The sequence below is a fragment of the Planococcus sp. 107-1 genome, assembly GCF_021513255.1.
Classification (GTDB): domain Bacteria; phylum Bacillota; class Bacilli; order Bacillales_A; family Planococcaceae; genus Planococcus.
The window spans coordinates 1,287,884-1,313,305 of sequence record NZ_CP090977.1 but is presented as its reverse complement, the minus strand read 5'-3'; the positions used below and the strand labels follow the sequence as shown (position 1 = coordinate 1,313,305).

Below are 25,422 nucleotides of genomic sequence, written 5' to 3'. Positions count from 1 at the left end.
TAACTCAAATATTTTATTATTCAAAATAATTATAATAAAAGAAAAACTGCCAATTCAGGCAGTTTAAAGAAGGTCTTCGAACTTATTCTCTTTCTTCCGTGGAAATTTAATGATTTCCCTGTTCTGTACAGCTTGCTGGATCAACTCATCAAACGATACAAAGTTCTCATAGTATTCCACCTTTTCCAGTTTCGGCTTTGTTTTCGGATTGGCTGGCGTAAAAATCGTACAGCAATCTTCAAATGGACGAATGGAAATATCGTAGGTACCGATTTTTTGAGCCGTTTCAATGATTTCTAATTTATCCGCTGCAATTAAGGGACGCAATACCGGCGAATGGGTCACGGCGTTAATAGCGTTTAAGCTTTCAAGCGTTTGGCTCGCTACCTGCCCTAAGCTTTCTCCTGTAATAATCGCCTGGCTTTTCGTTTCGGCTAAAACCAAATCAGCTATTTTCATCATCATTCGACGCGTCGAGGTCATTGTAATATTGTCCGGTACTTGCTTATGCACTTCCAGCTGCAATTCGGTGAAAGGAATTACGTGCAGATTCACTGAAGATCCGAAATGGCTGAGCTTTTCTGCCAAATCAAACACTTTCTCTTTTGCGCGGTCGTTCGTGAAAGGCGGGCTGAAAAAGTGGATCAGTTCCAGGCGTACCCCACGTTTTAGCATGTGGTACCCTGCTACTGGACTGTCGATTCCACCGGACAGCATCAATAAGGCCTTGCCTCCAGCTCCGACCGGCAGTCCGCCGGCTCCTTGAATGACTTCAGCCATTAAAAATGCACCATTTTCCCGAATATCAACTTTCAATTCGATGTCCGGTTTTTTCATCTGCACAGTGAGTTCTGGAAAATTGCGCAAGACGCTTGAACCGATTGTTTGCATTATTTCCAGCTTTTCATGCGGAAAATCTTTATTGGCACGATTGACATTCACTTTAAATGTTTTTCCTTCCCGGTTGATTTTATCAACAACTGCAATCGCAGCCGCTTGCATCGCTTCAATCGTCAAAGCCGTTTCTGTCACCGGGCTGAATGATTGGATGCCGAAAACTTTTGGCAGCCTTTCCAGGATTTGCTGCATATCTTCTTCGCTATCTGTAAAGATGAACATCCGATCGCGTTCTGCCTTCACCCGAATGCTGTCTAAATCTGCGAACATCTGGCGTATATTATCACGAAGCCGGCCAATGAACGAGCTCCGGTTTTTTCCTTTAGTTGATAATTCCCCGTAACGGACGAGGATTTGATTTGTTTTCATCCAATAAATCTCCTTTTTAGCGAAACTGATATATTTAAATTTCTGGCTGTCAACTAGCCGATTATTTTATGAGCTTATACGTTTTTTTGAATGCTTCTTTTAAACTGGCAATATCTTCTTCCGTTGTAAATGCACCGAAACTAATTCGCATCACACCGTCTTTATACTCACGCGAAAGTCCGATGGCTTCAATCACATGGCTTGTATCTTTGCTTTTTGAAGAACAGGCGCTTGAAGTCGAAACGATGACGGATTCTGCCTGCAGTCCAGATACAAGAATTTCGCCTTTAATTCCTTTTACAGCCACAGCCAAAATATGCGAAGCCGCCGTTTCAGGACTTACTATTTTGACTCCATGAAATTCCGAGAAAAACGACCTCAATTCCTGATTCCACTTAGCAAACGCAGGATTGGGTTCAGCCAGCCGGAGTGCTTTCGCCAAAGCTGCTGCATGCGGCACTGATACCGTTCCACTTCGCAAACCGAATTCCTGTCCGCCCCCAAATTGAACCGCTGCCAGTTCAAGCTGGTTGAAAGCCAATGCGCCGCTGCCTTTCAAGCCATGTATTTTATGGCCAGAAATCGTCAATAGATCCGGCGTTGCCTCGGGACTCAACTGGAGCTTCCCTACGCTCTGCACGGCATCAACATGCAATAAAACACGTGAACCTTTTAACAATGCCTTGACTTCAACAATCGGATGGATTGTTCCGATTTCATTGTTTACATGCATCAAGCTTACAAGAATCGTATCGTTTCGGAGCGCATTCTTCAACTCATCCAAACTGATCTCGCCTGCCCCATTCACTTTTAAAAGCGTGATTTCAAATCCCTCTTTTTCCAATTCCTTTAAAGAATTTAAAATTGCAGGATGTTCGGTTTCAGATGAAATGATATGCTTGCCGCGTTGCCGATTGGCATGGGCAACTCCAAATAAGGCTAAATTATTGGATTCTGTTCCGCCTGATGTAAAAATTACGTTCTTCATATTTAAAATGCGCTTTATTTGCTGTCTCGCATTTTCCAGCAAATCTTCAGCTTCGTTTCCCATTTGGTGCAAAGAAGCCGGATTCGCATAATACTGTTCATTGACCTTTAAAAATGTTTCAAGCACTTCTTTTCTCGGCTTGGTTGTTGCACTATTATCCAAGTAAATCATTTAAGGCACCTCCGAAAAAGAAACCACCAGCTCAAATGGCTGGTGGTTTCTTTTTGTATTTACGTACGCCAAGCGTCTTCTTTGACCAGCACTTCAATGCGCTTCATTGAACCAGGCTCAAAGTTTTCAACAGCTGTAGCGGCTTCTTCCAATGCCTTCGTATAACGAAGCTGGCGGAACGACTCCTCCGCTTCCATCAACTTTGCATTCATTTGCGGATTTGTTTTGCGGTAACGATTTCCGTACTGGATGATGCGTTCAATCAATTGAACATTCTCTACCATCTCAGTTGCTTTATCGTCTACCTCATCGATGCACTTTTCAGCTTTCATCAAGTAGTTATCGACCAATTTCATATTTAATGGAACTTCCTGCAATCCTTGCATTGCAACAAATAAATGCTCTTCCGCTTCTTCTAGACGGACATCCATTTCTTCCGGGATGCCAGGCATATTCGCTTTGTGGAGCATACGATCGGTCTCCTGCAATTGCCGCTTAAGGTTTTCCAATTTCTTGCGTGCCGCATTTTCATCGATGCGCAAGCTTCTTAACGAATTAGAGAAATCATTTTGGGTGATATCAATTCTTGTCAATTCTTCACGGATATACGCAAGCTCTTCTTCTAAGCTCGAATAAGCCGATTGCGCTTCTCCCGTGCGAGACTCTAATAGATCGAAGCGGCGCTGCAATTCTTCCAGTTTGTCGAGGCAATCGATCGGGATTGAAGCTTCGCTCTCTGGAATCTTATAACTTTGCTGGACAATTGCACACTCTTCCGCCATAGCATTTGTTTCGCGGAAACGATTTCCAATTGGCGTCCCGTCTCCACTTTATACTGATCCACATAATGCTTCGCTTTTACTTCTTTTTCAAGCAATTCATAGAAAGAATCGATTTTGTCTTTCATCAATTCTGCCTCTTCTTTTGCTTCTGCAATGTTCAGTTCCGCAATATTCTGTTTCAATACAGCCAGTTCATCTTCCATTGCATTCAGCTGATCAGTCAACTCCAAATGGTTCAAATAATACGATTGAGATTCCATCTCTCGTTGACCGTTGCGCAATTCGTTTATATAGGAAGGAATTTTGGATTGGACATCTGTAAGCAAAGGCGGAATATCATCGATTAACGAGAAGACATAATCGCCTTCAACCGCTAAATTCATGACGATTTCACGAGCTTCCAAGTAATTTCCTTGTTCCGTCAGCTCATCGTACTCATTGAATAACGGTGTGAACGACTCGAGTTTCTTCTCGAGAGGACCGGCAGCAGCACCATAGGAATGTTGATGAGCCAATAAATTCTTGCGTGCTTGGCGATACTGCTCTTTCATCAAATCCATTTCACTGCGGTTTTTTTCTTCGCTGCCAATCAATTCTTCCAATTCGACCAAAATATCGTTCATTTGCTGATCCACATTTTCAATGCGGGCCTCAATGTCTTTTTCAATCGATGAAGCTTTTCCGAATTTAAAACGGTCGATGGCATCTTCAGCGTCAAAAAGAGAAGCATCGATTTTCGGAATATGTACATCCATTACTTCCGTCCATATGTTGCGCCAGCGTTCAAACATTTCCTCTGTCTGGCCGTTCATATTTAATTGTTTTACTTTCGTTAGTTCTTCAAGTATCGGTTTATTTTGTATTTGCAGTTTTAACTGTTCTAAGCGTTCAATTTCCGCGCTGTGTTTCTTGCGAAACAAAAAGCCGACGGTAATTGCCGCTAATAGAATGATGACCGCAATGATGATATACTTCATCATAAGTCATATAGCCCCCTGTTCCAAAATCACATTTGCTGGTCTATGTAAATGTATTTCATGATTCTACTATTTTAACATGTATTCCATTCTTTTGTTTGTCAAATTAGAGAAAACGGATAAATATTTTTCATCTCGAAAGAAAGCTGGTGTTTTTATGAAAAGAGACGGGCACATTCATACGCCTTTCTGTCCTCATGGCACGCAAGATCCACTCGATTCCTACATAGAAAAAGCGATTAAATCCGGCTTTACCGACATCTCATTTACAGAACACGCTCCCCTCCCCTTCTCGTTTGTTGATCCAACGCCTGAGAAAGACAGCGGAATGCGCTTAGATGAGATGCATTCCTATATAGACGCCATACAACAGGCAAAAGATGCATATAAGCGTGATATCCGCATCCGCCTAGGCCTGGAAATTGATTTTATTAGCGGCTACGAAAAAGAAACACGGGCATTTTTAGATGAATATGGACCTGCTTTGGATGATTCTATCTTATCGGTGCACTTCCTTGAAGCAGCCGGCCAATTTTATTGCATGGATTTCAGCAAAGAGGTTTTCATGGAATTATCCCGGCAATCCGGTTCTGTCGAATCCGTCTACAGTGATTATTATCGTACAGTGGAATCTTCGGTTCTTGCAGATCTTGGAGCTTTCAAACCCAAACGGATTGGCCATCCCACCTTGGTGCATAAATTCCAACTTGCCCACGGACAGCAAATCGATGATAGTTCGCACATAAAAGCATTATTCCAACAAATCAAGAAAGCAGGCATGGAAATTGACATGAATGGCGCAGGATTCTCTAAACCCGATTGCCAAGAATCCTATCCGCCGCTTTCCTATATCGACTATGCGAAATCGCTTTCCATTCCGCTTGTTTTTGGCTCTGATGCCCATAGTGCGAATGGCTTGCATAAGCATTACGAGAAATTCTATACTTAAAAAAGCTAAATTTTAGATCACCCTTAAATGAAAAGAGGTTTTTGAATGTTTACTCAAACAGATTACAGCGGCACCCGTGCAGACCAGTATGCGATGCTCGGCAAGCAGCTGGATGCATTACTCGAAGGTGAAAAAAATACGATCGCAAACTTAAGCAACGCTTCTGCCTTATTAAACCAATTTTTAGAACGCATTAACTGGGTCGGGTTTTACTTGATGGAAGACGGTGAATTGGTTCTCGGGCCATTCCAGGGCCTTCCGGCATGTGTACGCATCAAAGTCGGAAGAGGCGTCTGCGGCACAGCCGTATCTGAAAAGAAAACAATGCTGGTGGAGGATGTCCACGCCTTCCCTGGACATATCGCTTGCGATGCCGCATCTCAGTCTGAAATCGTCGTGCCTTTGATCAAAGATGGCACAGTGATCGGTGTTCTTGACATCGACAGCCCGGAACTTAGCCGCTTTACAACAGATGACCAAGCAGGCCTTGAACATTTCGCAGAAGTTCTACTAAAACATCTATAAGCGTGAAAAGCCTGGATCTCATATAACGAGATTCAGGCTTTTCTTTTTTAAAATGAGGAGCTATGCCCGTCGAACTTACATGGCTGCTTTCGCTTTTCTTGTCCAGACTCCGGCAGCCAAGTTCTCGGGTCATAAGTCGTCTCGCCTGTGCGGCAAAGAACGCCGCTTCGGCAATTCGCCTTATGCCCGTCGAACTTACATGGCCGCCTCCGCTTTTCTATTTGTCCAGACTCCAGCAGCCAAGTTCTCGGGTCATAAGTCGCCTCGCCTGTGCGGCAAAGAACGCCGCTTCGGCAATTCGCCTTATGCCCGTCGAACTTACATGGCTGCTTCCGCTTTTCTATGCTTCCTGCAGTTTTGGTTTTACCGTCTCAAACGCTTTTGTTAAGTCTGCGATTAAATCGTCGGTATGTTCAAGCCCTACAGAAAGACGCATTAAGGATTCGGTAATGCCCATCGCTTCCCTTTCTGTTTGCGGAACAACGGCATGGGTCATGGATGCCGGATGTTGGATCAAGGTCTCCGCATCTCCTAGACTGACTGCGATTTTAATTAAAGACAACGCATTCATGAAAGCTTGCGCTTCTTTTTTGCCGCCTTCAATTTCAAACGATATTAATCCGCCGCCGTCTTTCATTTGTGCTTTTGCAATTTCCACTTGTGGGTGTGCATCGTCAAATGGGTAATAGATTTTTTTCACCAGCGGTTCTTCTTTCAGGAACGATAGAACTTTCTTCGCGTTTGCAATATGGCGGTCCATCCGGACATGCAATGTCTTCAATCCGCGGATGACAAGCCAAGCATCGAAAGGCGACATGATTCCGCCTACATCCTTTTGCACCGTCATGCGGATATTTTGCATCTCTTCGCCGTCTTTTCCGACAAGAATGCCGCCAATTACATCACCGTGTCCATTCAAATACTTTGTGGCACTGTGCAGAACGAAATCCGCTCCCATTAAAATCGGATTTTGAAGATAAGGCGAACTGAAGGTGTTATCTACAATAACGCAAGTTATGCTTTTTAGCTACAGCCATAACCGCCTCGAGATTAACAATTTCCATCGTCGGATTGATCGGCGTCTCCAAATAGATGCATACGGTTTCCGGGCGAAGCGCCTGTTCGATTTCCTCTTCCGTTGTCATGCTGACAAGGTTGTGGGTAATCTTATATTTCTCTTCCATCATTTCCAGCAGTCCGAACGTACAGCCATAAATGCCGCGTGAGCATAGAACATGGTCTCCTGCTTTCGTTGTGTGGATTAAAATCGCACTGACTGCAGCCATCCCTGATCCGAACGCAAGCGCTCCTTCGCCGTATTCAATCTCGGCCATTCGCTCTTCCAAAATGCGCACAGTCGGGTTTCCAAGTCGCGAATATATATTTCCGGCTTTCTCCCCTGCAAAACGATTTTCCCCTTCTTCTGCCGTTTCAAAAGAAAAAGTCGAAGTCTGGTACAGCGGCGCAGCTAGGCTGTCGTGATGAACAGCACTGTCATACCCCTTATGAATTACCGCCGTCTCCATATTCATCCTTGATTTCTTCATTTCCCTACACCCCTTAGTTGTTTTTGAAAACGCTTACATTACTTCTATTTTTATTCTACATGGGAAAATAAAAAAAGAAAGCCATTGTTTTGCAACCTGCTTTCTTTTCGTTGACTTCTGGATTCGATTTCAGTTATACTAGACTTTGTGTAAAATAATCGCAGCAGTTGTATGTGCGTGTTTGACCATTTTGTTCCTATATGAATAGGTGTATCGCGTAACTCATGGCTGCAGAGCGAAGGTACATGAAAACAAAATGGCTTACAGCATGAATGCATCTGGTTTTTATTTTACTTCAAAAACCAAAAAAAGAGGAGGAGACATATATGTCTCGTTATACAGGTCCATCATGGAAACTGTCACGCCGCTTAGGAGTTTCACTAACTGGCACAGGTAAAGAATTAGAAAAACGCCCTTACGCACCAGGTCAACACGGTGCTAACCAACGCAGAAAAGTTTCTGAGTATGGTTTGCAACTTCAAGAAAAACAAAAACTTCGTTTCATGTACGGTGTAACTGAACGCCAATTCAAAACTCTATTCAACAAAGCTGGCAAAATGCCAGGTAAACACGGTGAAAACTTCATGATCTTGCTTGAAGCTCGCCTTGATAACGTTGTTTATCGTTTAGGTCTTGCGCGCACTCGCCGCCAAGCTCGTCAATTAGTTAACCACGGTCACATCCTTGTTGATGGCAAACGCCTTGACATCCCGTCATACAGCGTAAAACCAGGACAAACAATTGCTTTCCGTGAAAAATCTAACAACCTTGATGTAGTTAATGAAGCAATCGAAGTAAGCAACTTCGTACCTGAATATGTAACTATCGATACTGATAGCAAAACAGGAACTTTCGTACGCCTTCCAGAGCGCAGCGAATTATCTGCTGAAATCAACGAACAGTTGATCGTTGAGTACTACTCACGTTAATTGTTTAAAAACCTCGAACCGGTCCGCCGGTTCGAGGTTTTTTTATGGAAACAAAATGGCTCCCTTTTAAAGGAAGCCATTTTTTGCTGTTTAATCCAGATTATGAATAAAGTTTTTCTTCCAGTACTCCATCCACAAGTTCGATCGCTTGTTCCAACCGTTCGTTATAATCGCCGCTAATCGAATGATAGCGGATATCGCGTTTATCCAGCAGCCGTTTAAGATAGGCATTGTTCTGTTCCCGTATGGATTGATCTCCGAAGGAACGCATGCCGTCATCCACCCATTTTACATCCGGCTCTAAGAATAGCCATAAATCATAATCTTGGAGATCGGCCACCTGATCTAATACGGGCTGCTCATATCCAAGGTAAGCCCAGGAAAAGTATTGAGTCACGTTTGCTTCTGTATCAATGAAAAGCAATTTATTGGCTCGTTTAGCTTGCTCTTCTTCATGGTATTTATGTTCGAATGCTATTTTAGGAAAATCGGATTCGATGGCAATTTCAGCGCCAATGTTTTCGTAAAATTTCCGTCCGTATTCTTCTACATAACTCGTATTGTACAGATTGGCCAAATTTTTTACTAAAGTTGACTTCCCGGCACTTTCAGTTCCCACCACTACAATTTTTCGGACAAAATACGGTTGGACGACATGCGGGATGATTCCCCAATGTTTCATCGCCCCTTCTTCCCGGATTTGCGTAGCGGATACCGGATACGTGCGCCGCTCTGCATCCAGAATAATGTGTTCGGCTTTTGGATAAAGCTTCTCGAAATGCGCTCCATATTCCGGCTCTGAACTGAAAACCGCATCAATCTCTTTTCCGATAGCTTCTTTAATGCTTTCGGCCCCTTGTTCCCAATCCGAAAATTCACCTGTCTGCTTTTCTGAAATCGCATGAACTTTAACATGCGGCAAGTCTTTTGTCAGTTCATTCCACCACCGAAGCCGTTGGTGGAATGGAATGGGTTTCATTGTCGTGCCTTTAAAGTAAAATTCCTTTTCGTATTCTTCGTCATGTGTAATCATGACATGCAATTCTTCGACCATTGTACTGGCTCGAATCATTGCGCTGACATGCCCTTGATGTACGATCAGAAATTTCCCTCCATACATCCCGACTTTTCCCATTGGCATATTAAATGTTCTCCTTTTCTAAAACCTGTTTCTTAGCCATTTTTCTCCAGTTGAAATAGCCGTAAATCGAGTTGAACAAAAATGCGGTCCACATGACGACCAGCGTATAATCATTGCCGCCCGATGCATCGAGCGTGATCACCCATAGTGCAATGGACAAAACATTTACCAAAATCCATATAAGCCATTGTTCAGCAAATCGTTTAAGCATCAGGATTTGTGCCATAACAGAAAGAATCGTCGTCGCAGAATCCAAACCCACAGTTCTTCCGCCAATGAGCTGTAGCAAAATGGCATATAAAGCGGTACCGGCAATTACTGCAATAATTGAGTAGACCCACGATTGGACGCTCATTAGTTTGACGGCTACGTCTTCCCCTTGGACGCTGTCTTTATTTTTGATGCTGTTGCGGTGCCAGAGATATAATCCGATAAACTGCACCGGGAAATAGAAAAGCCCATTGAGCATGGCTTCTCCATACAATCCGTAAGTGAAAGAAATATAAGCGTATGTAGATGTCTGGATCATTCCGAAATAATAATTGCTGATTTTCCCTTTTGCCACTAGCAGTACACAAAACATTCCGGTCAATGAACTGATTAGACCGAGGAGTGTATCATCCCAGGCAAAAAATAAATAGATGTTGATAGCAGCGAAAATAACCAACCAACTTTTTTCAAACAGACTCCAATCTTCAAAAAACTTTTTCCTTTTTGAAAGTGCAGCAGTACCGACCATTCTTTAGTCCTCCCATTTGTATAAGCTAGTAACTTCACTTACGGATTGCCCTTTCCACTCCATGCCGCTTGATGCGTTTCTGTTTCCTCCTCCATTCATCAGTATACTTCTTCGAAAAAGTAAGATGCATTATTTTTTTAGAATAATTTTACATTTCTTTCATAAAAAAGAGTTAATTAAAAAACGCCGCCTTCGTTGTTGAATTCAACTAACAACGAAGGCGACGTCTAAAGGAATCATCCTTATCCATCTATTAACGAAATGCCATTTTCCTTTAATGCCTGTGCCAATGTATTGTAAACTTCAATGTCGACAAATTTAATCCCGAGATGGACTGCCGTTTGAGCAATCACCGGGCTTAATCCGGACAAGGCTGTTTTGACTCCAATAATTTTCAACCCATTGATCAACTGGAAAACTTGCTGCGCCACCATCGTATCGATGATTGGCACCCCTGACAGATCAATAAACAGTTTTTCGATATTGTGTTTGGCGCTCTGGCGCAGCGTTTTCTCAAAAATGATTTGCGCACGGTGGGTCGTGATTTCACCGATGAGCGGAAGAAAACCTGAATGCTTCGTCAGCAAAATGACCGGTGCACTCATCTCAATGATCATCTGCTGTTGAGCGTATAGACGCTCTTGAGCGGCTTTTGTGTTTTGGGAAGTGAATTCGAGAATGACCGAAGTGATCGCATTCACTACCGCAATATTCCATTCGTTTAATTGCTCAATGTTGACTTTGTCTTCATTTTCTTTAGCGTAAGCTCCGATCATTTGCAGGTATTGTTCTTGCGTACGGAAAAATTCGCCAAGTACGCTTACGACAGGAGTTGAAAGATGGTCTTCATCTTTTGCAATCGTTTCAATCCAATCTTGGAATCCTGCAAAAAACTCATCTTTGTCTTTTTCAAACATTGCACAGAAACGCACGTGGAATTCATGGTTCTGATGCTTTAAAGTTTTAATTTTTTCAGGGTCTGTCGAGCTGTAGACTCCTCCTTTGTTCTTGTCCAACCCTTCATACCATTTTTCAGTTAGTTCCCATGTACGTTCAGTCAAATAATGATACAAACCCTGATTTTTGAGCATATGTCTCTCCCTTTGCATCCAGAGGCATTTTCGGACAGGCTAATTTGCCTTGAAAATCACCTTAGTTTCTAAATTAAATGTTCTTAATGTAATAATATACGATTCTCCCAGCAAGTGCATAATTATAACCGTGACATTTTTTATTCTTTCCCTTTTTGTTGTCGATTTATAGTGGAGGTGCTAATCTTGTACTATCATGAAAACTGAAATGAGGTAAGGCATATGGCGAAAGTTTCACTTGCAGAGGCAGTCAAATTAAAAAGCATTTTGGCAAAGCGGATTCACGAATTGGAAGAGGAAATGGTGCGTGTCTCTTTTGCAGAGATTGAAAAAGGGGGCAGCTTGCCTAAACAAGCTCGTTCAATCGCAGATGCTGAATACGATTTGGAAAACGTCCGCAAGGATTTTAGGACATTGGACAAATTAATGTATGAAGCAAACATTTCGCATGTCATCGAATTCAACGGCGAAGCCCTAACTATCGTTGAGGCGATTGAATATGCTACCCAGCTTCGCGCAAAAGCCCGCCTCTACAAAGTTTTTGGCGCTTCTAAAAAAGAGGAATTTCCTTATAATTTCGGCGAGGCTGCGGCGCTTATCAGAGTCGCCTTATTCGATCCCGAGGAATATCGCTTAAAAGCACTTGAAAATGAACGCCAGGCGAACCGGCTATCGAATGCCGTCAACGCTAAAAATTATACGATAGCACTTGATTTCGATGGTTCAACATATTTTTAACCTTGAAGGGGTGAGACTCCGCTTCAAGGCATAGAGGAAGAAAATTGCTGCACTTCGGTGCACTTACTCGAACAGGAAATGGCCAAACCCATGACCCATCACCCGTTCCCAAGTTACCTGTTACCGATTCCCAACTATCAGCAATAGCGGCGGAATGCCAAACTCTGTATGACTGTCTTCTTCTATGAGTCCCTTTGCCTGTTTGGCAGAGGGATTTTTTTAATGGTAAACTGGTTAAAACGGAGGTGCAGATAATGCGGATTATTTCAATTTGTCCAAGCAATACCGAGCTGCTTGCATTTTTAGGGGCAGAGGATTTACTTGTAGGAATCGATGATTATTCCGATTGGCCGAGTTCAATTACTCACTTGCCTCGGCTCGGCCCTGATTTATCGATTCGAATGGATGAACTCGAAGCGTTGAAGCCCGATTTGGTTCTGGCTTCTCTTAGCGTACCTGGAATGGAAAGAAATGTGGAAGAATTGGTAAAAAGGAAGATTCCACACCTGGTGTTGGATCCTCAAAATTTAGAGGAAATTGGCCATGACCTTTTAACAATTGGCGAAGCTTGCGGCATAGACGCTGTTCCCATTCAACAGGAATTTCTATCTGTTGTCGCTGATTTAAAAAAGCGAGCGGCAACTGTTGCTTCTCGTCCTTCCCTTTACTGGGAATGGTGGCCGAAGCCCGTTTTCACGCCAGGCCGCATCAATTGGCTGACTCAAATCAGCAAGCTAGCCGGCGGACAAAATGTTTTTGAAGACATTGAATCTGCAAATATCCAAACTGATTGGGAAGATGTACACACACGAAACCCTGATTATATTCTTCTCGCCTGGGTTGGCATCATGACCTCCAAAGTTAAACCGGAACTTGTCCGCAAACGCCCTGGCTGGGACGAACTGAAAGGCTATGACAACATTCATGTAATGGAAGAAGAGTTGTATTGCCGGCCTTCTCCCCGCTTAATCGAAGGAGCAGTAAAGCTCGGAATACTGCTTCATCCGGATCAGTATGGTGATATGGAATTGCCGCAATTCATCAAAGCGAAACAAATGTAAAAACGAGCAGCCGCAAATCGGCTGCTCGTTTTTATCTATTTCGTTTTTTAAAGTCCCGCAGGTCCACGTTTTTCAATTGAACGCGCGTCATCTAGGCCTTGATCGCCTCTAATGGTCGTTGAAGAATTTCCGCCGATCAGTGGATCTTTATTATCCACAAAGCCATCTCGGTCATTGTGGTCTGGAATGAAATCTTCCTGGTCTTCCACTAAAACCAATATGCTGCCTTCATTAAATTGTGATTCGTACCGCTGCGCTTCGTCTTCCGGAATGCCCATCCCGATTAAAGCGCCAGCTAAACCACCGATGCCCGCTCCAGCTGCAGCTCCAGTCAACCCAGCGACAATGGGTCCCGCTGCCACGATCGGACCGATTCCGGGAATGGCCAAAGCTCCGAGCCCAGCGAGCACACCGCCAAGGCCACCCAATGCGCCGCCTGTTAAAGCCCCTGCCGCTGCACCTTCTTCGACATGCGTATCGGTTTCTTCCATAATATTTTCAGCTTCTCTTTTATCCTTGCTCAATACGGATATATCTTCTGAACGGTAGCCTTGCCGCTTTAAATCCTCTATCGCGGCAATTGCTTCACTTTCCGATTGATACGATCCTGCTACTCTTTGTTTTGCCATTCTGAACGCCTCCTCTGGATTATGTTCTGCCATAGTGACAAATTACCCGCAGATAGAGGAGGTAAACATTCCTGTTTATCTATTTAACTTCTTTTTATAAACAACCGATGTTTAGCCGAACCTTTCCTTTTTATGTACCTTTATTCTTTACAAAAATCTTCAAGTTCTGAACGGACATAATATCCTTCAATCACCGCATGCCCTGAAGGATAAAACGTCATCTCCCATTCACTGCCATCATCAAATCGCAATGTTGCAGTATGGCCTTCCGCCAGTTCGAACTCTTCTGTTCCTTCTCGTTTGCTTGAATTGATTTCCTCTTTTACGGCCTGTAAACGGACCGGATCTGTTATTTCAATTAACTCCTCTGTTTCCAGACAGCGAATATCGATTTTTTCTATTTCTTTCTCGATAATCGGGCTTGTAGGCATACAAGCTGTCAGTGCCGCTATTATTATTATTCCCAAACCGCATGCTGCCGCTTCATCCATATCCCACCTTACGTTTAAATTCAATCCAAAACCGCTGCTTTTTCTGGATGATGTAAAAACGAAAAAAGCATCTCGATTTGAGCTTCTGTGTTCCGATTCAAAGAAAGTTCAGGTAAAGCAGCAGCTGGGAAAAATTCGACTCCGTCCGTCTCTACTCCAAATGATGCCCTACCTCCTACAATTTCGCATTGAACAAATAATTTATAATAATGATAGGGCTGCGGCGGATGTCCGTGTTTATTCATATCCAAAAGAGCCAATAGTTTTACTGGAACAGCTAGAAAACCGGACTCTTCCCTTATTTCTTTCACAATATTCTCGCTTGGGGATAGGCCGATATCACAAAAGCCGCCTGGAAGCGCCCATTTATTGTCGACTTTCTCTTTGACCAATAAAATTTTCCCATCTCTGAATACGGCTCCCCGGACATCCACCTTGGGGGTTTGGTAACCTTTTTCACTCGCAAATAAGTCTTTGATCTTTTCCATTTCCACTTCGGTATGTTCAGCCATAATTTCTGTACTGATAGTGCGCAATTCTTCAAAACGCTCCATATCGTATACATCTTTCGAGTAAGTTAACCCGGCTTGAGACAGAGACTGAATGCGTTTAGCCCATTCCAACCATTTTGTACTCATCAAATCCCTCGATTCAACTAATAATATCCTCTTAACTGCATTCTCTGCGGAATGCCGCTATTCCTCTTTAAAATAAAAAAAACCGTCTACCAAGCAAAATTGCTCGATAGACAGTTAAGCGCTTCTTCAGTTGATTATGCGTTTTGGTGAACCAATTTAGAAGCTGCCTCTTTCACGCGCTCAAGGCCTTCTTCGATAATCTGTGCCGCTTTGTCAGGTGTTGCGTTATGGCCTTCGATGATGACTTCATCAACGATTTGCATGCCGAACACGCCGCCGAAAACATTGCGCATATAGTTAACAGCCATTTCCATCGGTGCCGCTTCTGGTGAAGAGTAAACGCCTCCGCGTGCATTCAAGAAAATCGCTTTTTTATCTGTCATCAATTGAATCATTTTGCCTTCTGCATCGTATTTGAATGCAAATCCAGCGGCATACACATAGTCGATAAATGTATGCAATTTAGCAGGAATCGTCAAATTCCATAATGGGAATGCAAATACCACAAGGTCAGCTGCAGAAATGGCATCCATCGCTTTTTGCTTCGCTGCTAATAGACGTTGTTCGATATCTGTCAATTCTTCTTCATTTTGCAATTTGCCGAATGCATTGAAAAGATCTTGGCCGAAATAAGGCATATCTTCTTCGTACACATCATAAGTTGTTACGTTCAAGTCTTTATTATCTTTCACCGACTCCATGAAAGTTTCGTACATCTTGCTTGAAATGCCTTCAGTTGCCGGACGGTTGTTCGCTTTTACTACTAATACATTCATTTGTTCAAATTCCTCCAATAAATTATATTCACATCCCCTATCATATAATGAATACGTATTTTTTTGTTGTCAGACGACTTATCCTGACTTCAAGATATTCGTTTCGTGAACATTTTATGACTTTTTCCATTTACTGGTGAAACCTTTCGATTCTAGCTCCGTATTAAGACCAGGAGGGATGGCATGATTTCATTTGTATTGATTTATTTGGTGGGCCTACCGATTGCAGTCCTTCTTCATGAAGTCGGCCATGCCATTGGCAGTGCTTGGTTATCCAAAGAAAAAGTGAGCGTCTATCTAGGTCCGTTGGATGACAGCAATAAAGAAAATTTTCGGTTCGGAAAAGTTTCGTTTCATATCCGGTGGGCTTATTACGGATTTTGCGCTTTGGTGAAGCCAAAAGAAAAACGATCAAAAATTCAACGATTCTTATTCTTAGCAGGAGGCCCTGCTGCTTCATTAAGCCTTGCACTTTTGTCTTTCGCCGCTTTAAATCAGCTGACGAATTGGGACCTTCAGAATTTCACGAAAGGTTTCATGTACATTAATCTTTGGTTATTTGCCGGTACGTCCATCCCGGTCATCTATCCGAAATGGATGGGTCCATACGCAGGACGCCCATCTGACGGCTATCAGCTCATACAATTAATGAAGAAAGAAAAAACAATTGCTTCAGAAGCGGATTAAAAAATGCGGCCTCCCCATGGAAGCCGCGTTTTTTTATTTCCTTATTAATTAAATTGAACCATATGGTATTTTTTCTTGCCCCGGCGGATGATGGAAAACGCATCTTCCAACCGGTCTTTTTCATCGATGATGTAGTCAAGGTCGGTGACTTTTTCGCCGTTTACCGAAATTGCTCCGTTTGTAACATCTTCCCGAGCTTGGCGTTTAGATGAAGAAATGCCGGCTTCGACGATCAAGTCGACAATCGACTTCGCTTCTTTCGCGAGTTCAACTGATGGCACGTCTTTAAAAGCAGCGCGCATTTCCTCTGCTGATAAAGCCTTCAAATCTCCGCTGAACAGGGCTTTCGTGATGCGCTGCGCATCTTCAAGCGCTTTTTCGCCGTGGATCAATTTGGTCATTTCTTCCGCTAAAACCGTTTGCGCTTTACGCAAATGCGCTTCCGTTTCCACTGTAGTTTCAAGCGCTTCAATTTCTTCGCGGTCGAGGAATGTGAAAATCTTCAAGTATTTGATGACATCTGCATCCGCTGTATTGATCCAAAACTGGTAGAACTCGTAAGGAGAAGTCTTTTTCGCATCGAGCCAAACGGCGCCGCCTGCAGACTTCCCGAACTTCGTTCCGTCCGCTTTCGTCACTAACGGAATCGTGATGCCAAAAGCTTTCGCTTCTTCATCATGTGTTTTGCGGATCACTTCAAGCCCTGATGTGATATTCCCCCATTGATCAGAACCGCCGATTTGAACGCGGCAATTGTAATGGTTGTACAAGTGGTTGTAGTCAATTGCCTGAATCAATGTATATGAGAATTCCGTGAAAGAAATTCCTTGTTCCAAACGTGATGCAACCGAATCTTTTGCCAACATGTAATTCACGGAAATCAATTTTCCGTAGTCGCGCAAGAATTCAATAATGCTCATCTGCCCTATCCAGTCGCGGTTGTTGACCATTTTCGCACCATTTTCAGAAGCAAAATCAAAAATTTGTTCCATTTGGACTTTAATGCCTTCCACGTTCTTATCAATCTGTTCCGTTGTCTGCAGTTGGCGTTCTTCATTTCTTCCAGAGGGATCGCCGATCATGCCGGTAGCTCCGCCGACTAAAAGAATCGGCTGATGCCCGTGCGTCTGAAAACGTCGCAATGTCAATAGCGGCACGATATGGCCGATGTGCATGCTATCCGCTGTCGGGTCTACACCGCAGTACAACGAAATCTTCTGTTCATCCAGCAATTTCTCCATGCCTTCTTCGTCGGTTTGCTGGTAAAGCAAGCCTCTCCACTTTAAATCTTCCAATAATGCATTTGCCATTTCCATTTCCTCCTTGTTTCAGCTAATAAAAAAAGCCCTGCATGAAATTCATGCAGGGACGCTTTTGCGCGGTACCACCCAGCTTGGAGAATCTGATTCTCCCGACTCAATATGTGCCGTACGGGGCACTTCCGTAAACTCCAAGACTGTAATTCAGCTGCTGCACTTTGACCGGTTTGCACCAACCACCGGCTCTCTCTACAAAGTTTGCAACGCCTACTTCGGACTCTTCATCGTTTGAATATGAAAATATATTAGTTAGTTTACTTTATTATGACATATTGTCAATCTTTTTAGTTGCTTTTGTGTGAATATGCTATAATAAAGCGAGATTTTAGGAGGTTGATAAAGTGCTTGAAATGATAAGGGACGGCCTTAGGAAAACCGAAGAAACTTACAATCGATGGACTTCCGCAAAATGGGCAAAGCGACTGAGCATCACTAGTGGTGTGCTATGGAACTTAGCTATTTTGCTTGCAATTATATTTGTCGTCGGCGGTGTATTTGCCGCTTCCGTTGGAGCCGGTTATTTCGCTTCCCTGGTGGACGAAGAAAAACTTCGTACGCCGGATGAAATGCGCGGTGAAATTTACAGCTATGCCGAAACCTCTGAGATGTTTTTTGACAACGAAGTCTATATCGGTAAATTACGCACTGATTTAGAACGGAAAGAAACAAAGCTCGATAAGGTTTCAAAATTTGCAATTGACGCGGTTCTTGCGACAGAGGATGAATACTTCCTAGAACATGACGGAATCGTGCCAAAAGCGATTTTCCGTGGATTGTTCCAAGATGTTTCAAACTCTGACAGCCAAACAGGCGGATCGACATTGACGCAGCAGTTGATCAAGAACCAAATTTTAACCAATGAGGTATCCTACGAACGAAAAGCCAAAGAAATTTTGCTTGCGATGCGCCTCGAAAAATTCATGTCGAAAGATGAGATTTTAGAAGCCTATTTAAATATCATCCCTTACGGAAGAAACTCTTCCGGCGCGAATATTGCCGGGATTGAAACTGCAGCAAACGGTTTGTTCAACGTATCCGCAAGTGAGTTGAATTTGCCGCAAGCAGCCTTTATCGCCGGGATCCCGAAAGCGCCTTTCCGCTATACGCCTTATACATCGAACGGTGATCCGAAAGACGATGAAGGATTGCAGCACGGAATTGACCGAATGAAGACGGTGCTATTCCGGATGAAGGAAACAGAATACATTACCCAAAAAGAATACGATGAAGCAATCGTTTATGACATCAAAAAAGATTTCCGTTTGGACGAACAGCGTTCTTATGAGAAATACCCTCACATCACAGTGGAACTTGAAAAACGTGCTTCCCGCATCATTATGGATGTACTCGCTGAACAAAATGGAATCGACCCTGCTACATTAGAAGAAAATGATAAATTGTACGAAGAATATGCCATTTTGGCAGACCGTGCCGTGCGTTCGAATGGCTACCGCATTTACTCGACGATCAACAAGGAAATGTTCGATGCACAAAAAAAAGCGGCCCAGTCCTATGAATCCTATGGAGCGACTTTGACAGCTCCTGCTCTCAACGCAGAAGGAGAAGAGATCCAGAAGCAATATCCCGTACAAGTCGGCAGTATGACGATCGAAAACAGCACAGGCAAAATTTTAAGCTTTGTTGGCGGACGCGATTTTGAAATTGAGAAGTTGAACCATGCTACGCAGGCTTTCCGTTCGATCGGTTCAACGGTTAAACCCCTGCTCGTATATGGTCCTGCAATAGAATTTGGAAAAATTGGAGCCGGCAGCCCAGTAGTCGATGTGAAATTTACCCAGCGCATTTCGGGCCAGAAACCATATTCACCGAGCAATTTTATTTCCACAAGTGAGCAAGGCATCATGCCGGCCCGAAACGCTTTAGCGGAATCACAAAACTTGCCGGCTATTCGCCTCTATTCTCAAATAAACGATCAAGATCCAAGCAGTTTTATGAGAAAAGCAGGAATGTCTAGAGTCGCTGTTAATAAAGAGAACATCAATGCCTTTTTACCGTCTGCTCTTGGAGGCGGTGTCGAAGCATCAGTTGAACAATTGACGAGCGCTTATTCCATGTTCGCCGCTAATGGCAAACACAAGGATGCCTACATGATTCAACGCATTGAAGATGCAGACGGCAATATCGTATTTGAACAGAATACAGAAGACGGAGAACAAATATTTTCTCCGCAAACATCTTATATCCTTACGGATATGATGCGCGATGTCTTTAAAACAGACCGCGGTACAGGTAACCGTGCAAACAGCTTACTTAAATTCAGCTCAGACTTTGCCGGCAAAACCGGGACTACCCAAGATGCAAAAGATGTATGGATCGTCGGCTTGAATCCGAACGTAACGATGAGCGTATGGCTCGGCTATGGAACGGAGAAGTTCCAATTAAACGACCGGCCAAACAGCGAATTGCAGCCTTCTGTCCGGGTCAACCAGTTATGGGCGCGCTTAATGAATGCCGCTTATGACACAAACCCTGAATTAATCGGCACTAAAGAAACGTTCAAAGCACCTGAAGGCGTCGTAACCCGCTCATTCTGCAGCATTTCAGGGCTTGCTCCAGGCGGTGCATGTTCGGGTGCCGGCTTAGTGAAAGCCGACTTGTTCAATGCCAACGTCATGGTTCCGACAAAAGCAGATGACAGCTTGACTTCAGGCTCTTATACGACAGTAAATGGTTCTCGTTACTTGGCACTGGATAGTACGCCAAGAGAATTTGTCAGCAGCGGCGGCGCCGGTGTTTCCAAAGCTTATATAGACCGTATGCTCGGTAAGCTAGGCGGAGACGCAAGCAAGCTTTTCCCTGGCAATTCACGCTTCTCAAACATCGTTTCAGGTTCGACTTTAAACCATGATGGCATCGCTCCATCCGGCGTCCAAGCATCGCTAAACGGAAGAACTTTAACTTGGAGCAATTCCGCTTCGAATGATGTAGTCGGCTACCGTATTTACCGGAGCGGCGGAGGCAATTCTTTAGTCGCTTCCATATCGGAATCTCGCGGGAATTCTTATACCTTGCCGGGTCCAGGCAGCTATTTTGTCGTAGCTGTGGACATCACAGGCCAACAATCGCCACTATCCAATACAGTGGGCATTGAAGCACCAAAACCGGCAGCTCCTGCTCAGCCAGATGAAAACACAGCCCCTCCTGCAGATGAAGAGGAAGAAACCGAAACGCCTCCTGCAGATGACGAAGAAGAAGAAACTACTCCACCGCCAGCAGATGGCGGTACCACTCCTCCTCCGGAAGAACCAACTGAACCGGAAGAAGGCGACGGAGAGTGATACCAGTAACAAAAAAGGCACCAGCTGAAAAATTCTCAGCTGGTGCCTTTTCTTTTTAAAATTGTGGAACCTGAACGGCTGTTTCCGCTTTTCGTTGTCCAGACTCCAACAGCCAGGTTCTCGGGTCATAAGCCTCTTTGGCTGTGCGGCTGAAAACCGCCGCTTCGCCAATTCGTCTTATGCCTTTCGAACCTGAACGGATGTTTCCGCTTTTCATTTGTCCAGACTCCAGCGCCCAGCCCCTCGAGTCGCTTCGGTCTCTCAGCAAATGGCAAAGAGCGCCTTTCCCCGAAAGCCCTCCAGCGCTTGTCGGGGCTAACCGGGCGCTTCCGCTTTTCGTCTTAATCTTCCATCGTTGACAAATCTCCTGTCGGCAAATCGAGTTCCCATGCCTTCAAGACGCGGCGCATGATTTTACCGCTGCGGGTCTTCGGCAATTTGTCTTTGAATTCGATTTCTTTTGGTGCTGCATGGGCAGCCAATCCTTTTTTGACGAATTGCTGAATGTCTTGGATTAATTCATCTGATGGTTCATAACCCGTATTCAAAGCGACAAACGCTTTGATGATTTCTCCGCGCACCGGATCCGGTTTTCCGATCACTCCTGCTTCTGCTACTGCCGGGTGTTCGAGTAGTTTGCTTTCCACTTCGAATGGGCCAACGCGTTCGCCGGAAGTCATGATAACATCATCTACACGACCCTGGAACCAGAAATAACCTTCTTCATCCATATAAGCCGAATCTCCAGAAACGTACCATTTATCATTCAGGAAATACGATTCGTATTTTGATGGATTGTTCCAAATTTGGCGCATCATCGACGGCCAACCTTTTTCAATTGCCAGATTCCCCATCTGGTTAGGAGCCAGTTCATTGCCTTGGTCATCCACAATTGCTACTTTTATGCCTGGCACCGGTTTGCCCATTGAGCCCGGTTTGATCGCCATCGAAGGATAGTTGCAGATCGTCTGCGCACCCGTTTCAGTCATCCACCACGTATCGTGGATTCGTTTGTCGAATACTTGGACACCCCAACGCACCACTTCCGGATTTAACGGCTCCCCTACTGATAGAACATGGCGAAGCGTTGAGAGGTCATATTCTTTTACTAATGCATCTCCTGCACCCATCAGCATACGGAAAGCGGTTGGCGCACTGTACCAAACCGTAACACCGAAATCTTCAATGGCCTTGTACCATCCATCTGGAGAAAAACGGCCGCCTAAAATAACCGTCGTTGTTCCTGTCAGCCAAGGAGCAAAAACGCCATACGCCGTTCCAGTAACCCAGCCTGGGTCGGCTGTACACCAATAAATATCTTCTTCTTGAAGATCCAATACCCATTTGCCGGTCTGATATTGCTGGACCATGGCATATTGGGCATGAAGAACGCCTTTCGGTTTCCCGGTTGAACCGGAAGTATAATGCAAGACTAGACCGTCTTCTTTATCCAGCCATTCGATTTCAAATTTATCGGAAGATCCGTGAAGATGCTTCATGAAATCGACCGTATGATCATTTTCTTCAATTTCTTCACCTACGAGGAAAACGGTTTTAAGATTCGGCAGCCGGTCAAACGGCACACGCGGCAATAATTCCGGTGTTGTGATGATCGCTTTCGCATCGCTGTCATCTAAACGATCGTAAATGGCGCCTTCCATAAATGCTTCAAATAACGGCCCAACGATCAAGCCCATTTTGAGTGCGCCGAACATTGCAAAATAGAGTTCCGGAGAACGCGGCATGAAAATAAACATACGGTCGCCTTTTTCCAGTTCTGAATGGGATTTCAATAAATTCGCTGCACGATTTGTCATACGCTTCATTTCATAGAACGTATAGGACTCGTTTCGCGATGAGTCTTTGTAATATAGAGCTACTTTATTCTTTCGATAGGATTCAGCGTGGCGGTCGATCGCTTCGTACGCCATATTTACTTTACCGCTTTCATACCAACTGAATTCTTTTTCAACTTCAGTCCAGTCGAAATCTGCTGCGATGTCTTCATAATTATGTAGATGATGCTCCCCTTGTCTTGCCGGTATCGCTTCCACTTTCATCCAAATCATCCTTTCCCAATTGGTTCTCTTATATTCTACAACATTCTGACAATTGAAAGCTAATAATTTTAACTTTTTAGAAAACAATGGATAATTTCACTTTCCAAGTCCCATTTCCTTTTTCGTTTCATGTATAATGTACCTAATTGTACCCAATAGGCGGTGAAAAGATGGAACATCCGAAGAAATACCATTCAATGAATTTAGAAACAAAGAACGGACCTTTGCTTCTTGAAGGGCCCGTTCCTTCGAATGAATTGAAAGCGCTTGAATTTCATGAAGACCTAGTAGCGTTTAGGCAGCCTGCCCAACAGCATAAAGCCATTACCGAAATTGCCGATCTTCCGGAAGGCCGCATTCTCATTGCTCGGTCAGAAAATACCATTGTCGGCTACGTGACTTTCCTCTATCCCGATCCACTTGAGCGATGGTCAGAAGGAAAAATGAAAGATTTGATTGAACTTGGGGCCATCGAAATCATCCCTAAATACCGGGGTGGCGGCGTCGGGAAATCTTTGCTGCGTTTATCGATGCAGGATGATTATTTCGAAGATTTCATCGTCATCACAACCGAATATTATTGGCACTGGGATTTAAAAGGCACCGGATTGAATGTTTGGGAGTACCGAAAAATTATGGAGAAAATGATGCAGGCTGGCGGGTTGGAGTATTTCGCTACAGATGATCCTGAAATCAGTTCCCATCCTGCGAATTGTTTAATGGCCAGAATCGGCAGCCGGGTTCCACCTTCATCTGTCCAGCAATTTGACCAGCTCCGTTTCATGAACCGCTATATGTATTAATCGAATAAAGGGGTGTATCTATGTTAATAGAAGAAATTATGAAAACCGATATTCAAACTTTAACTCCAGAACAAACCGTGCAAAACGTTTTTGAACTTTTTGAAGAAAAGCGAATCCGTCATGCACCCGTAGTCGAAAACGGAAAAGTGGTCGGCGTCGTCTCTGACCGCGATTTAAAAGATGCTTTGCCTTCTCGTTTCACCATTTCTCCTAAGAAAGATGCGTACGAAAAAAAAGTTGAAGATATCATGACCAAGAATCCGATCACCGCCCATCCAATGGATTTCGTTGAAGAAATCGCTGTGGTTTTCTACGATCAGCAAATAGGCTGCCTTCCCATTATCAGCAGCGGCAAGCTGGTCGGCTTTATCACGGAGACCGATCTTTTATACAAGTACATTGAATTGACCGGCGCTCACCAGCCGGGCTCTCAAATTGAAATCAAAGTGCCTGACCGTTCCGGTGTTCTTTTTGATGTCTCCAAAGTATTTCATGATAAAAACGTCAATATCCTAAGCGTGCTCGTATACCCCGACAGCCATAACCGAGCGAACAAGATATTGGTTTTCCGCGCTCAGACCATGAACCCACTAGCTCTCATAGATGACTTACGAAAAGAAGGTTTCGATGTCCTATGGCCGAGCGCGCCGCAAATGAACGAATGAAACACGCTGTCTTCATTTTCTCAGAAGATCAATTGGGGTATAAATTTTCTGATACGCATCCATTCAATCAAAAAAGGCTCGTTCTGACAATCGATCTTCTCCGCGAAATGAATGCGCTGCCAGAAGACTTGATTGTACCTGCCCGAGTCGCTACAGACGAGGAGCTTTTGCTTGCCCATGATGAACGTTATATTGATATCGTCAAAAAGGCAAGCAGAGGGGAAATCTCATCGGAAGCCGGTGAAAGCTATGGCATCGGAACTGAAGATACTCCCATTTTTGAAAATATGCACGAAGCAAGTGCCCGATTAGTTGGCGGCACACTGACCGCTGTAGATTATGTTATGGAAGGAAAAGCCCAGCATGCGTTGAATTTGGGCGGCGGCCTCCATCACGGGTTCCGCGGAAAAGCTTCAGGTTTCTGCATTTATAACGACAGTTCTGTTGCCATCAACTATATTAAGAAAAAATATGGAGCTCGAGTTTTATACATTGACACAGACGCCCATCATGGAGATGGCGTCCAATGGAGCTTCTATGACGATCCAGAAGTCTGCACGGTTTCCATTCACGAAACGGGAAGGTATTTGTTCCCCGGGACTGGCAACATCAATGAGCGTGGGAGCGGACAAGGCTATGGCACTTCTTTTAATTTTCCCATCGATGCTTTTACGGAAGATGAATCATTCCTTGAAATCTACCGGACCGCAATGAAAGAAATTGTTGAATTCTTTAAACCCGATGTCATCCTTAGTCAAAACGGTGCTGACGCCCATTATTTGGACCCTCTTACCCATTTATACGGAACGATGAATATCTATAAGGAAATCCCTAAAATTGCTCATGAGCTGGCTCATGAGTATTGTGAGGGCCGATGGATTGCCGTAGGCGGCGGAGGCTACGATATTTGGCGTGTCGTTCCCCGCATGGTCAATGATCTGGATGGAAATGAATAATTTCCCTCTCCCAAATGGCGACTTGCCCGATGCCTGGATTTCAAAATGGCAGCCTGAATCGCCTGTGCCGTTAATTAAAACATGGGAAGATCCCGTTAATATGTACCAAGCCATTCCAAGAAAAGAAGAAATAACCGACAAGAACTTCCAGATGCTCAATAAAGCCTTATATATGATTCGAAATGCATAAAAAAA

The 25,422-nt window shown here is 44.0% G+C and carries 21 protein-coding genes and 3 pseudogenes; 10 read left to right on the top strand and 14 right to left on the bottom strand.

Annotated elements, in window-relative coordinates; genetic code table 11:
• Positions 1 to 63 precede the first annotated feature (63 nt).
• From thiI to ezrA, 3 genes and pseudogenes are all read right to left on the bottom strand, one after another.
• Positions 64 to 1,266, bottom strand: a complete 1,203-nt coding sequence (gene thiI / locus L0M13_RS07000) for a tRNA uracil 4-sulfurtransferase ThiI (protein ID WP_235198877.1) — start codon at positions 1,264 to 1,266, stop codon at positions 64 to 66.
• Positions 1,267 to 1,327: 61 nt separating this feature from the next.
• Positions 1,328 to 2,425, bottom strand: coding sequence for a cysteine desulfurase family protein (locus L0M13_RS06995; RefSeq protein ID WP_235198876.1), 1,098 nt, complete (start codon positions 2,423 to 2,425; stop codon positions 1,328 to 1,330).
• Between the two features lie 59 nt (positions 2,426 to 2,484).
• A pseudogene (ezrA, locus tag L0M13_RS06990) lies at positions 2,485 to 4,184 on the bottom strand (septation ring formation regulator EzrA).
• A gap of 157 nt (positions 4,185 to 4,341) precedes the next feature.
• Between ezrA and hisJ the strand changes: the two are divergent.
• Both hisJ and L0M13_RS06980 read left to right on the top strand, forming a co-directional pair.
• Positions 4,342 to 5,133, top strand: a complete 792-nt coding sequence (gene hisJ, locus L0M13_RS06985) for a histidinol-phosphatase HisJ (protein ID WP_235198875.1) — start codon at positions 4,342 to 4,344, stop codon at positions 5,131 to 5,133.
• 45 nt (positions 5,134 to 5,178) lie between these two features.
• A complete protein-coding gene (locus tag L0M13_RS06980; protein WP_235198874.1) occupies positions 5,179 to 5,658 on the top strand; it encodes a GAF domain-containing protein in 480 nt (159 codons plus the stop codon).
• A 340-nt stretch (positions 5,659 to 5,998) separates the two neighbouring features.
• Here the strand turns inward: L0M13_RS06980 and megL are convergent.
• A pseudogene (gene megL, locus L0M13_RS06975) lies at positions 5,999 to 7,205 on the bottom strand (methionine gamma-lyase).
• A 326-nt stretch (positions 7,206 to 7,531) separates the two neighbouring features.
• On the opposite strand from megL, the gene rpsD reads away from it, so the two are divergent.
• Positions 7,532 to 8,134, top strand: a complete 603-nt coding sequence (rpsD, locus tag L0M13_RS06970) for a 30S ribosomal protein S4 (protein WP_235198873.1) — start codon at positions 7,532 to 7,534, stop codon at positions 8,132 to 8,134.
• Between the two features lie 100 nt (positions 8,135 to 8,234).
• Here the strand turns inward: rpsD and nadR are convergent, their stop codons facing one another.
• The 3 genes from nadR to L0M13_RS06955 form a co-directional block, all read right to left on the bottom strand.
• Entirely contained in the window at positions 8,235 to 9,275 is a 1,041-nt protein-coding gene (nadR, locus tag L0M13_RS06965; RefSeq protein ID WP_311195635.1) for a multifunctional transcriptional regulator/nicotinamide-nucleotide adenylyltransferase/ribosylnicotinamide kinase NadR, read from the bottom strand.
• A 1-nt stretch (position 9,276) separates the two neighbouring features.
• Positions 9,277 to 10,014, bottom strand: coding sequence for a nicotinamide riboside transporter PnuC (gene pnuC / locus L0M13_RS06960; RefSeq protein WP_235198872.1), 738 nt, complete (start codon positions 10,012 to 10,014; stop codon positions 9,277 to 9,279).
• A 242-nt stretch (positions 10,015 to 10,256) separates the two neighbouring features.
• Entirely contained in the window at positions 10,257 to 11,105 is an 849-nt protein-coding gene (locus tag L0M13_RS06955) for an STAS domain-containing protein (protein ID WP_235198871.1), read from the bottom strand.
• Positions 11,106 to 11,327: 222 nt separating this feature from the next.
• Between L0M13_RS06955 and L0M13_RS06950 the strand changes: the two genes are divergently transcribed.
• Both L0M13_RS06950 and L0M13_RS06945 read left to right on the top strand, forming a co-directional pair.
• Positions 11,328 to 11,843 (top strand): hypothetical protein, encoded by a 516-nt coding sequence (locus L0M13_RS06950; RefSeq protein ID WP_235198870.1) that lies wholly within the window; start codon positions 11,328 to 11,330, stop codon positions 11,841 to 11,843.
• Between the two features lie 254 nt (positions 11,844 to 12,097).
• Positions 12,098 to 12,904 carry a cobalamin-binding protein gene (locus tag L0M13_RS06945; protein ID WP_235198869.1) on the top strand — a complete coding sequence of 269 codons (807 nt, stop codon included), beginning with the start codon at positions 12,098 to 12,100 and terminating at the stop codon, positions 12,902 to 12,904.
• Between the two features lie 47 nt (positions 12,905 to 12,951).
• Here L0M13_RS06945 and L0M13_RS06940 read toward each other — a convergent pair whose 3' ends face one another.
• From L0M13_RS06940 to L0M13_RS06925, 4 genes are all read right to left on the bottom strand, one after another.
• Entirely contained in the window at positions 12,952 to 13,533 is a 582-nt protein-coding gene (locus L0M13_RS06940) for a general stress protein (RefSeq protein WP_235198868.1), read from the bottom strand.
• 140 nt (positions 13,534 to 13,673) lie between these two features.
• The gene (locus tag L0M13_RS06935; protein ID WP_235198867.1) at positions 13,674 to 14,048 is read right to left on the bottom strand and encodes a hypothetical protein; all 375 of its coding nucleotides are present in this window, start codon (positions 14,046 to 14,048) and stop codon (positions 13,674 to 13,676) included.
• Entirely contained in the window at positions 14,045 to 14,662 is a 618-nt protein-coding gene (locus L0M13_RS06930) for an NUDIX hydrolase (RefSeq protein WP_235198866.1), read from the bottom strand. The genes L0M13_RS06935 and L0M13_RS06930 overlap by 4 nt, the downstream gene beginning before the upstream one ends.
• Before the next feature lie 134 nt (positions 14,663 to 14,796).
• The gene (locus tag L0M13_RS06925) at positions 14,797 to 15,438 is read right to left on the bottom strand and encodes an FMN-dependent NADH-azoreductase (protein WP_235198865.1); all 642 of its coding nucleotides are present in this window, start codon (positions 15,436 to 15,438) and stop codon (positions 14,797 to 14,799) included.
• Between the two features lie 183 nt (positions 15,439 to 15,621).
• Here L0M13_RS06925 and L0M13_RS06920 point away from each other — a divergent pair, with 183 nt between their 5' ends.
• Positions 15,622 to 16,125, top strand: a complete 504-nt coding sequence (locus tag L0M13_RS06920; RefSeq protein ID WP_235198864.1) for a hypothetical protein — start codon at positions 15,622 to 15,624, stop codon at positions 16,123 to 16,125.
• 44 nt (positions 16,126 to 16,169) lie between these two features.
• Here L0M13_RS06920 and tyrS read toward each other — a convergent pair whose 3' ends face one another.
• A complete protein-coding gene (tyrS, locus tag L0M13_RS06915; protein ID WP_235198863.1) occupies positions 16,170 to 17,435 on the bottom strand; it encodes a tyrosine--tRNA ligase in 1,266 nt (421 codons plus the stop codon).
• Positions 17,436 to 17,794: 359 nt separating this feature from the next.
• Between tyrS and L0M13_RS06910 the strand changes: the two genes are divergently transcribed.
• Positions 17,795 to 20,743 carry a transglycosylase domain-containing protein gene (locus L0M13_RS06910; protein ID WP_235199278.1) on the top strand — a complete coding sequence of 983 codons (2,949 nt, stop codon included), beginning with the start codon at positions 17,795 to 17,797 and terminating at the stop codon, positions 20,741 to 20,743.
• A gap of 55 nt (positions 20,744 to 20,798) precedes the next feature.
• On the opposite strand, the gene L0M13_RS06905 is transcribed toward L0M13_RS06910, so the two are convergent.
• Both L0M13_RS06905 and acsA read right to left on the bottom strand, forming a co-directional pair.
• The gene (locus L0M13_RS06905) at positions 20,799 to 20,960 is read right to left on the bottom strand and encodes a hypothetical protein (protein ID WP_235198862.1); all 162 of its coding nucleotides are present in this window, start codon (positions 20,958 to 20,960) and stop codon (positions 20,799 to 20,801) included.
• Positions 20,961 to 21,084: 124 nt separating this feature from the next.
• Positions 21,085 to 22,803 carry an acetate--CoA ligase gene (acsA, locus tag L0M13_RS06900; RefSeq protein ID WP_235198861.1) on the bottom strand — a complete coding sequence of 573 codons (1,719 nt, stop codon included), beginning with the start codon at positions 22,801 to 22,803 and terminating at the stop codon, positions 21,085 to 21,087.
• A gap of 170 nt (positions 22,804 to 22,973) precedes the next feature.
• On the opposite strand from acsA, the gene L0M13_RS06895 reads away from it, so the two are divergent.
• The 3 genes and pseudogenes from L0M13_RS06895 (at position 22,974) to L0M13_RS06885 (ending at position 25,417) form a co-directional block, all read left to right on the top strand.
• Positions 22,974 to 23,606, top strand: coding sequence for a GNAT family N-acetyltransferase (locus L0M13_RS06895; protein WP_235198860.1), 633 nt, complete (start codon positions 22,974 to 22,976; stop codon positions 23,604 to 23,606).
• 20 nt (positions 23,607 to 23,626) lie between these two features.
• Positions 23,627 to 24,271: an acetoin utilization AcuB family protein gene (locus L0M13_RS06890; protein WP_235198859.1), complete on the top strand. Its 645-nt coding sequence runs from the start codon at positions 23,627 to 23,629 to the stop codon at positions 24,269 to 24,271.
• A pseudogene (locus L0M13_RS06885) lies at positions 24,268 to 25,417 on the top strand (acetoin utilization protein AcuC). The gene L0M13_RS06890 and the pseudogene L0M13_RS06885 overlap by 4 nt, the downstream one beginning before the upstream one ends.
• Positions 25,418 to 25,422: the final 5 nt, after the last annotated feature.

Excerpts from the sequence above, each read along its gene's own strand:
- tyrS (WP_235198863.1), bottom strand. The coding sequence starts at position 17,435 with ATGGCAAATGCATTATTGGAAGATTTAAAGTGGAGAGGCTTGCTTTAC.
- rpsD (WP_235198873.1), top strand. The coding sequence starts at position 7,532 with ATGTCTCGTTATACAGGTCCATCATGGAAACTGTCACGCCGCTTAGGA.
- pnuC (WP_235198872.1), bottom strand. The coding sequence starts at position 10,014 with ATGGTCGGTACTGCTGCACTTTCAAAAAGGAAAAAGTTTTTTGAAGAT.
- L0M13_RS06930 (WP_235198866.1), bottom strand. The coding sequence starts at position 14,662 with ATGAGTACAAAATGGTTGGAATGGGCTAAACGCATTCAGTCTCTGTCT.
- L0M13_RS06895 (WP_235198860.1), top strand. The coding sequence starts at position 22,974 with ATGGAACATCCGAAGAAATACCATTCAATGAATTTAGAAACAAAGAAC.
- L0M13_RS06920 (WP_235198864.1), top strand. The coding sequence starts at position 15,622 with ATGATTTCATTTGTATTGATTTATTTGGTGGGCCTACCGATTGCAGTC.
- L0M13_RS06940 (WP_235198868.1), bottom strand. The coding sequence starts at position 13,533 with ATGGCAAAACAAAGAGTAGCAGGATCGTATCAATCGGAAAGTGAAGCA.
- acsA (WP_235198861.1), bottom strand. The coding sequence starts at position 22,803 with ATGAAAGTGGAAGCGATACCGGCAAGACAAGGGGAGCATCATCTACAT.
- L0M13_RS06910 (WP_235199278.1), top strand. The coding sequence starts at position 17,795 with ATGATAAGGGACGGCCTTAGGAAAACCGAAGAAACTTACAATCGATGG.
- L0M13_RS06890 (WP_235198859.1), top strand. The coding sequence starts at position 23,627 with ATGTTAATAGAAGAAATTATGAAAACCGATATTCAAACTTTAACTCCA.
- hisJ (WP_235198875.1), top strand. The coding sequence starts at position 4,342 with ATGAAAAGAGACGGGCACATTCATACGCCTTTCTGTCCTCATGGCACG.
- L0M13_RS06905 (WP_235198862.1), bottom strand. The coding sequence starts at position 20,960 with ATGAAAAGCGGAAACATCCGTTCAGGTTCGAAAGGCATAAGACGAATT.
- L0M13_RS06925 (WP_235198865.1), bottom strand. The coding sequence starts at position 15,438 with ATGAATGTATTAGTAGTAAAAGCGAACAACCGTCCGGCAACTGAAGGC.
- L0M13_RS06945 (WP_235198869.1), top strand. The coding sequence starts at position 12,098 with ATGCGGATTATTTCAATTTGTCCAAGCAATACCGAGCTGCTTGCATTT.
- nadR (WP_311195635.1), bottom strand. The coding sequence starts at position 9,275 with ATGCCAATGGGAAAAGTCGGGATGTATGGAGGGAAATTTCTGATCGTA.
- L0M13_RS06980 (WP_235198874.1), top strand. The coding sequence starts at position 5,179 with ATGTTTACTCAAACAGATTACAGCGGCACCCGTGCAGACCAGTATGCG.
- thiI (WP_235198877.1), bottom strand. The coding sequence starts at position 1,266 with ATGAAAACAAATCAAATCCTCGTCCGTTACGGGGAATTATCAACTAAA.
- L0M13_RS06955 (WP_235198871.1), bottom strand. The coding sequence starts at position 11,105 with ATGCTCAAAAATCAGGGTTTGTATCATTATTTGACTGAACGTACATGG.
- L0M13_RS06995 (WP_235198876.1), bottom strand. The coding sequence starts at position 2,425 with ATGATTTACTTGGATAATAGTGCAACAACCAAGCCGAGAAAAGAAGTG.
- L0M13_RS06950 (WP_235198870.1), top strand. The coding sequence starts at position 11,328 with ATGGCGAAAGTTTCACTTGCAGAGGCAGTCAAATTAAAAAGCATTTTG.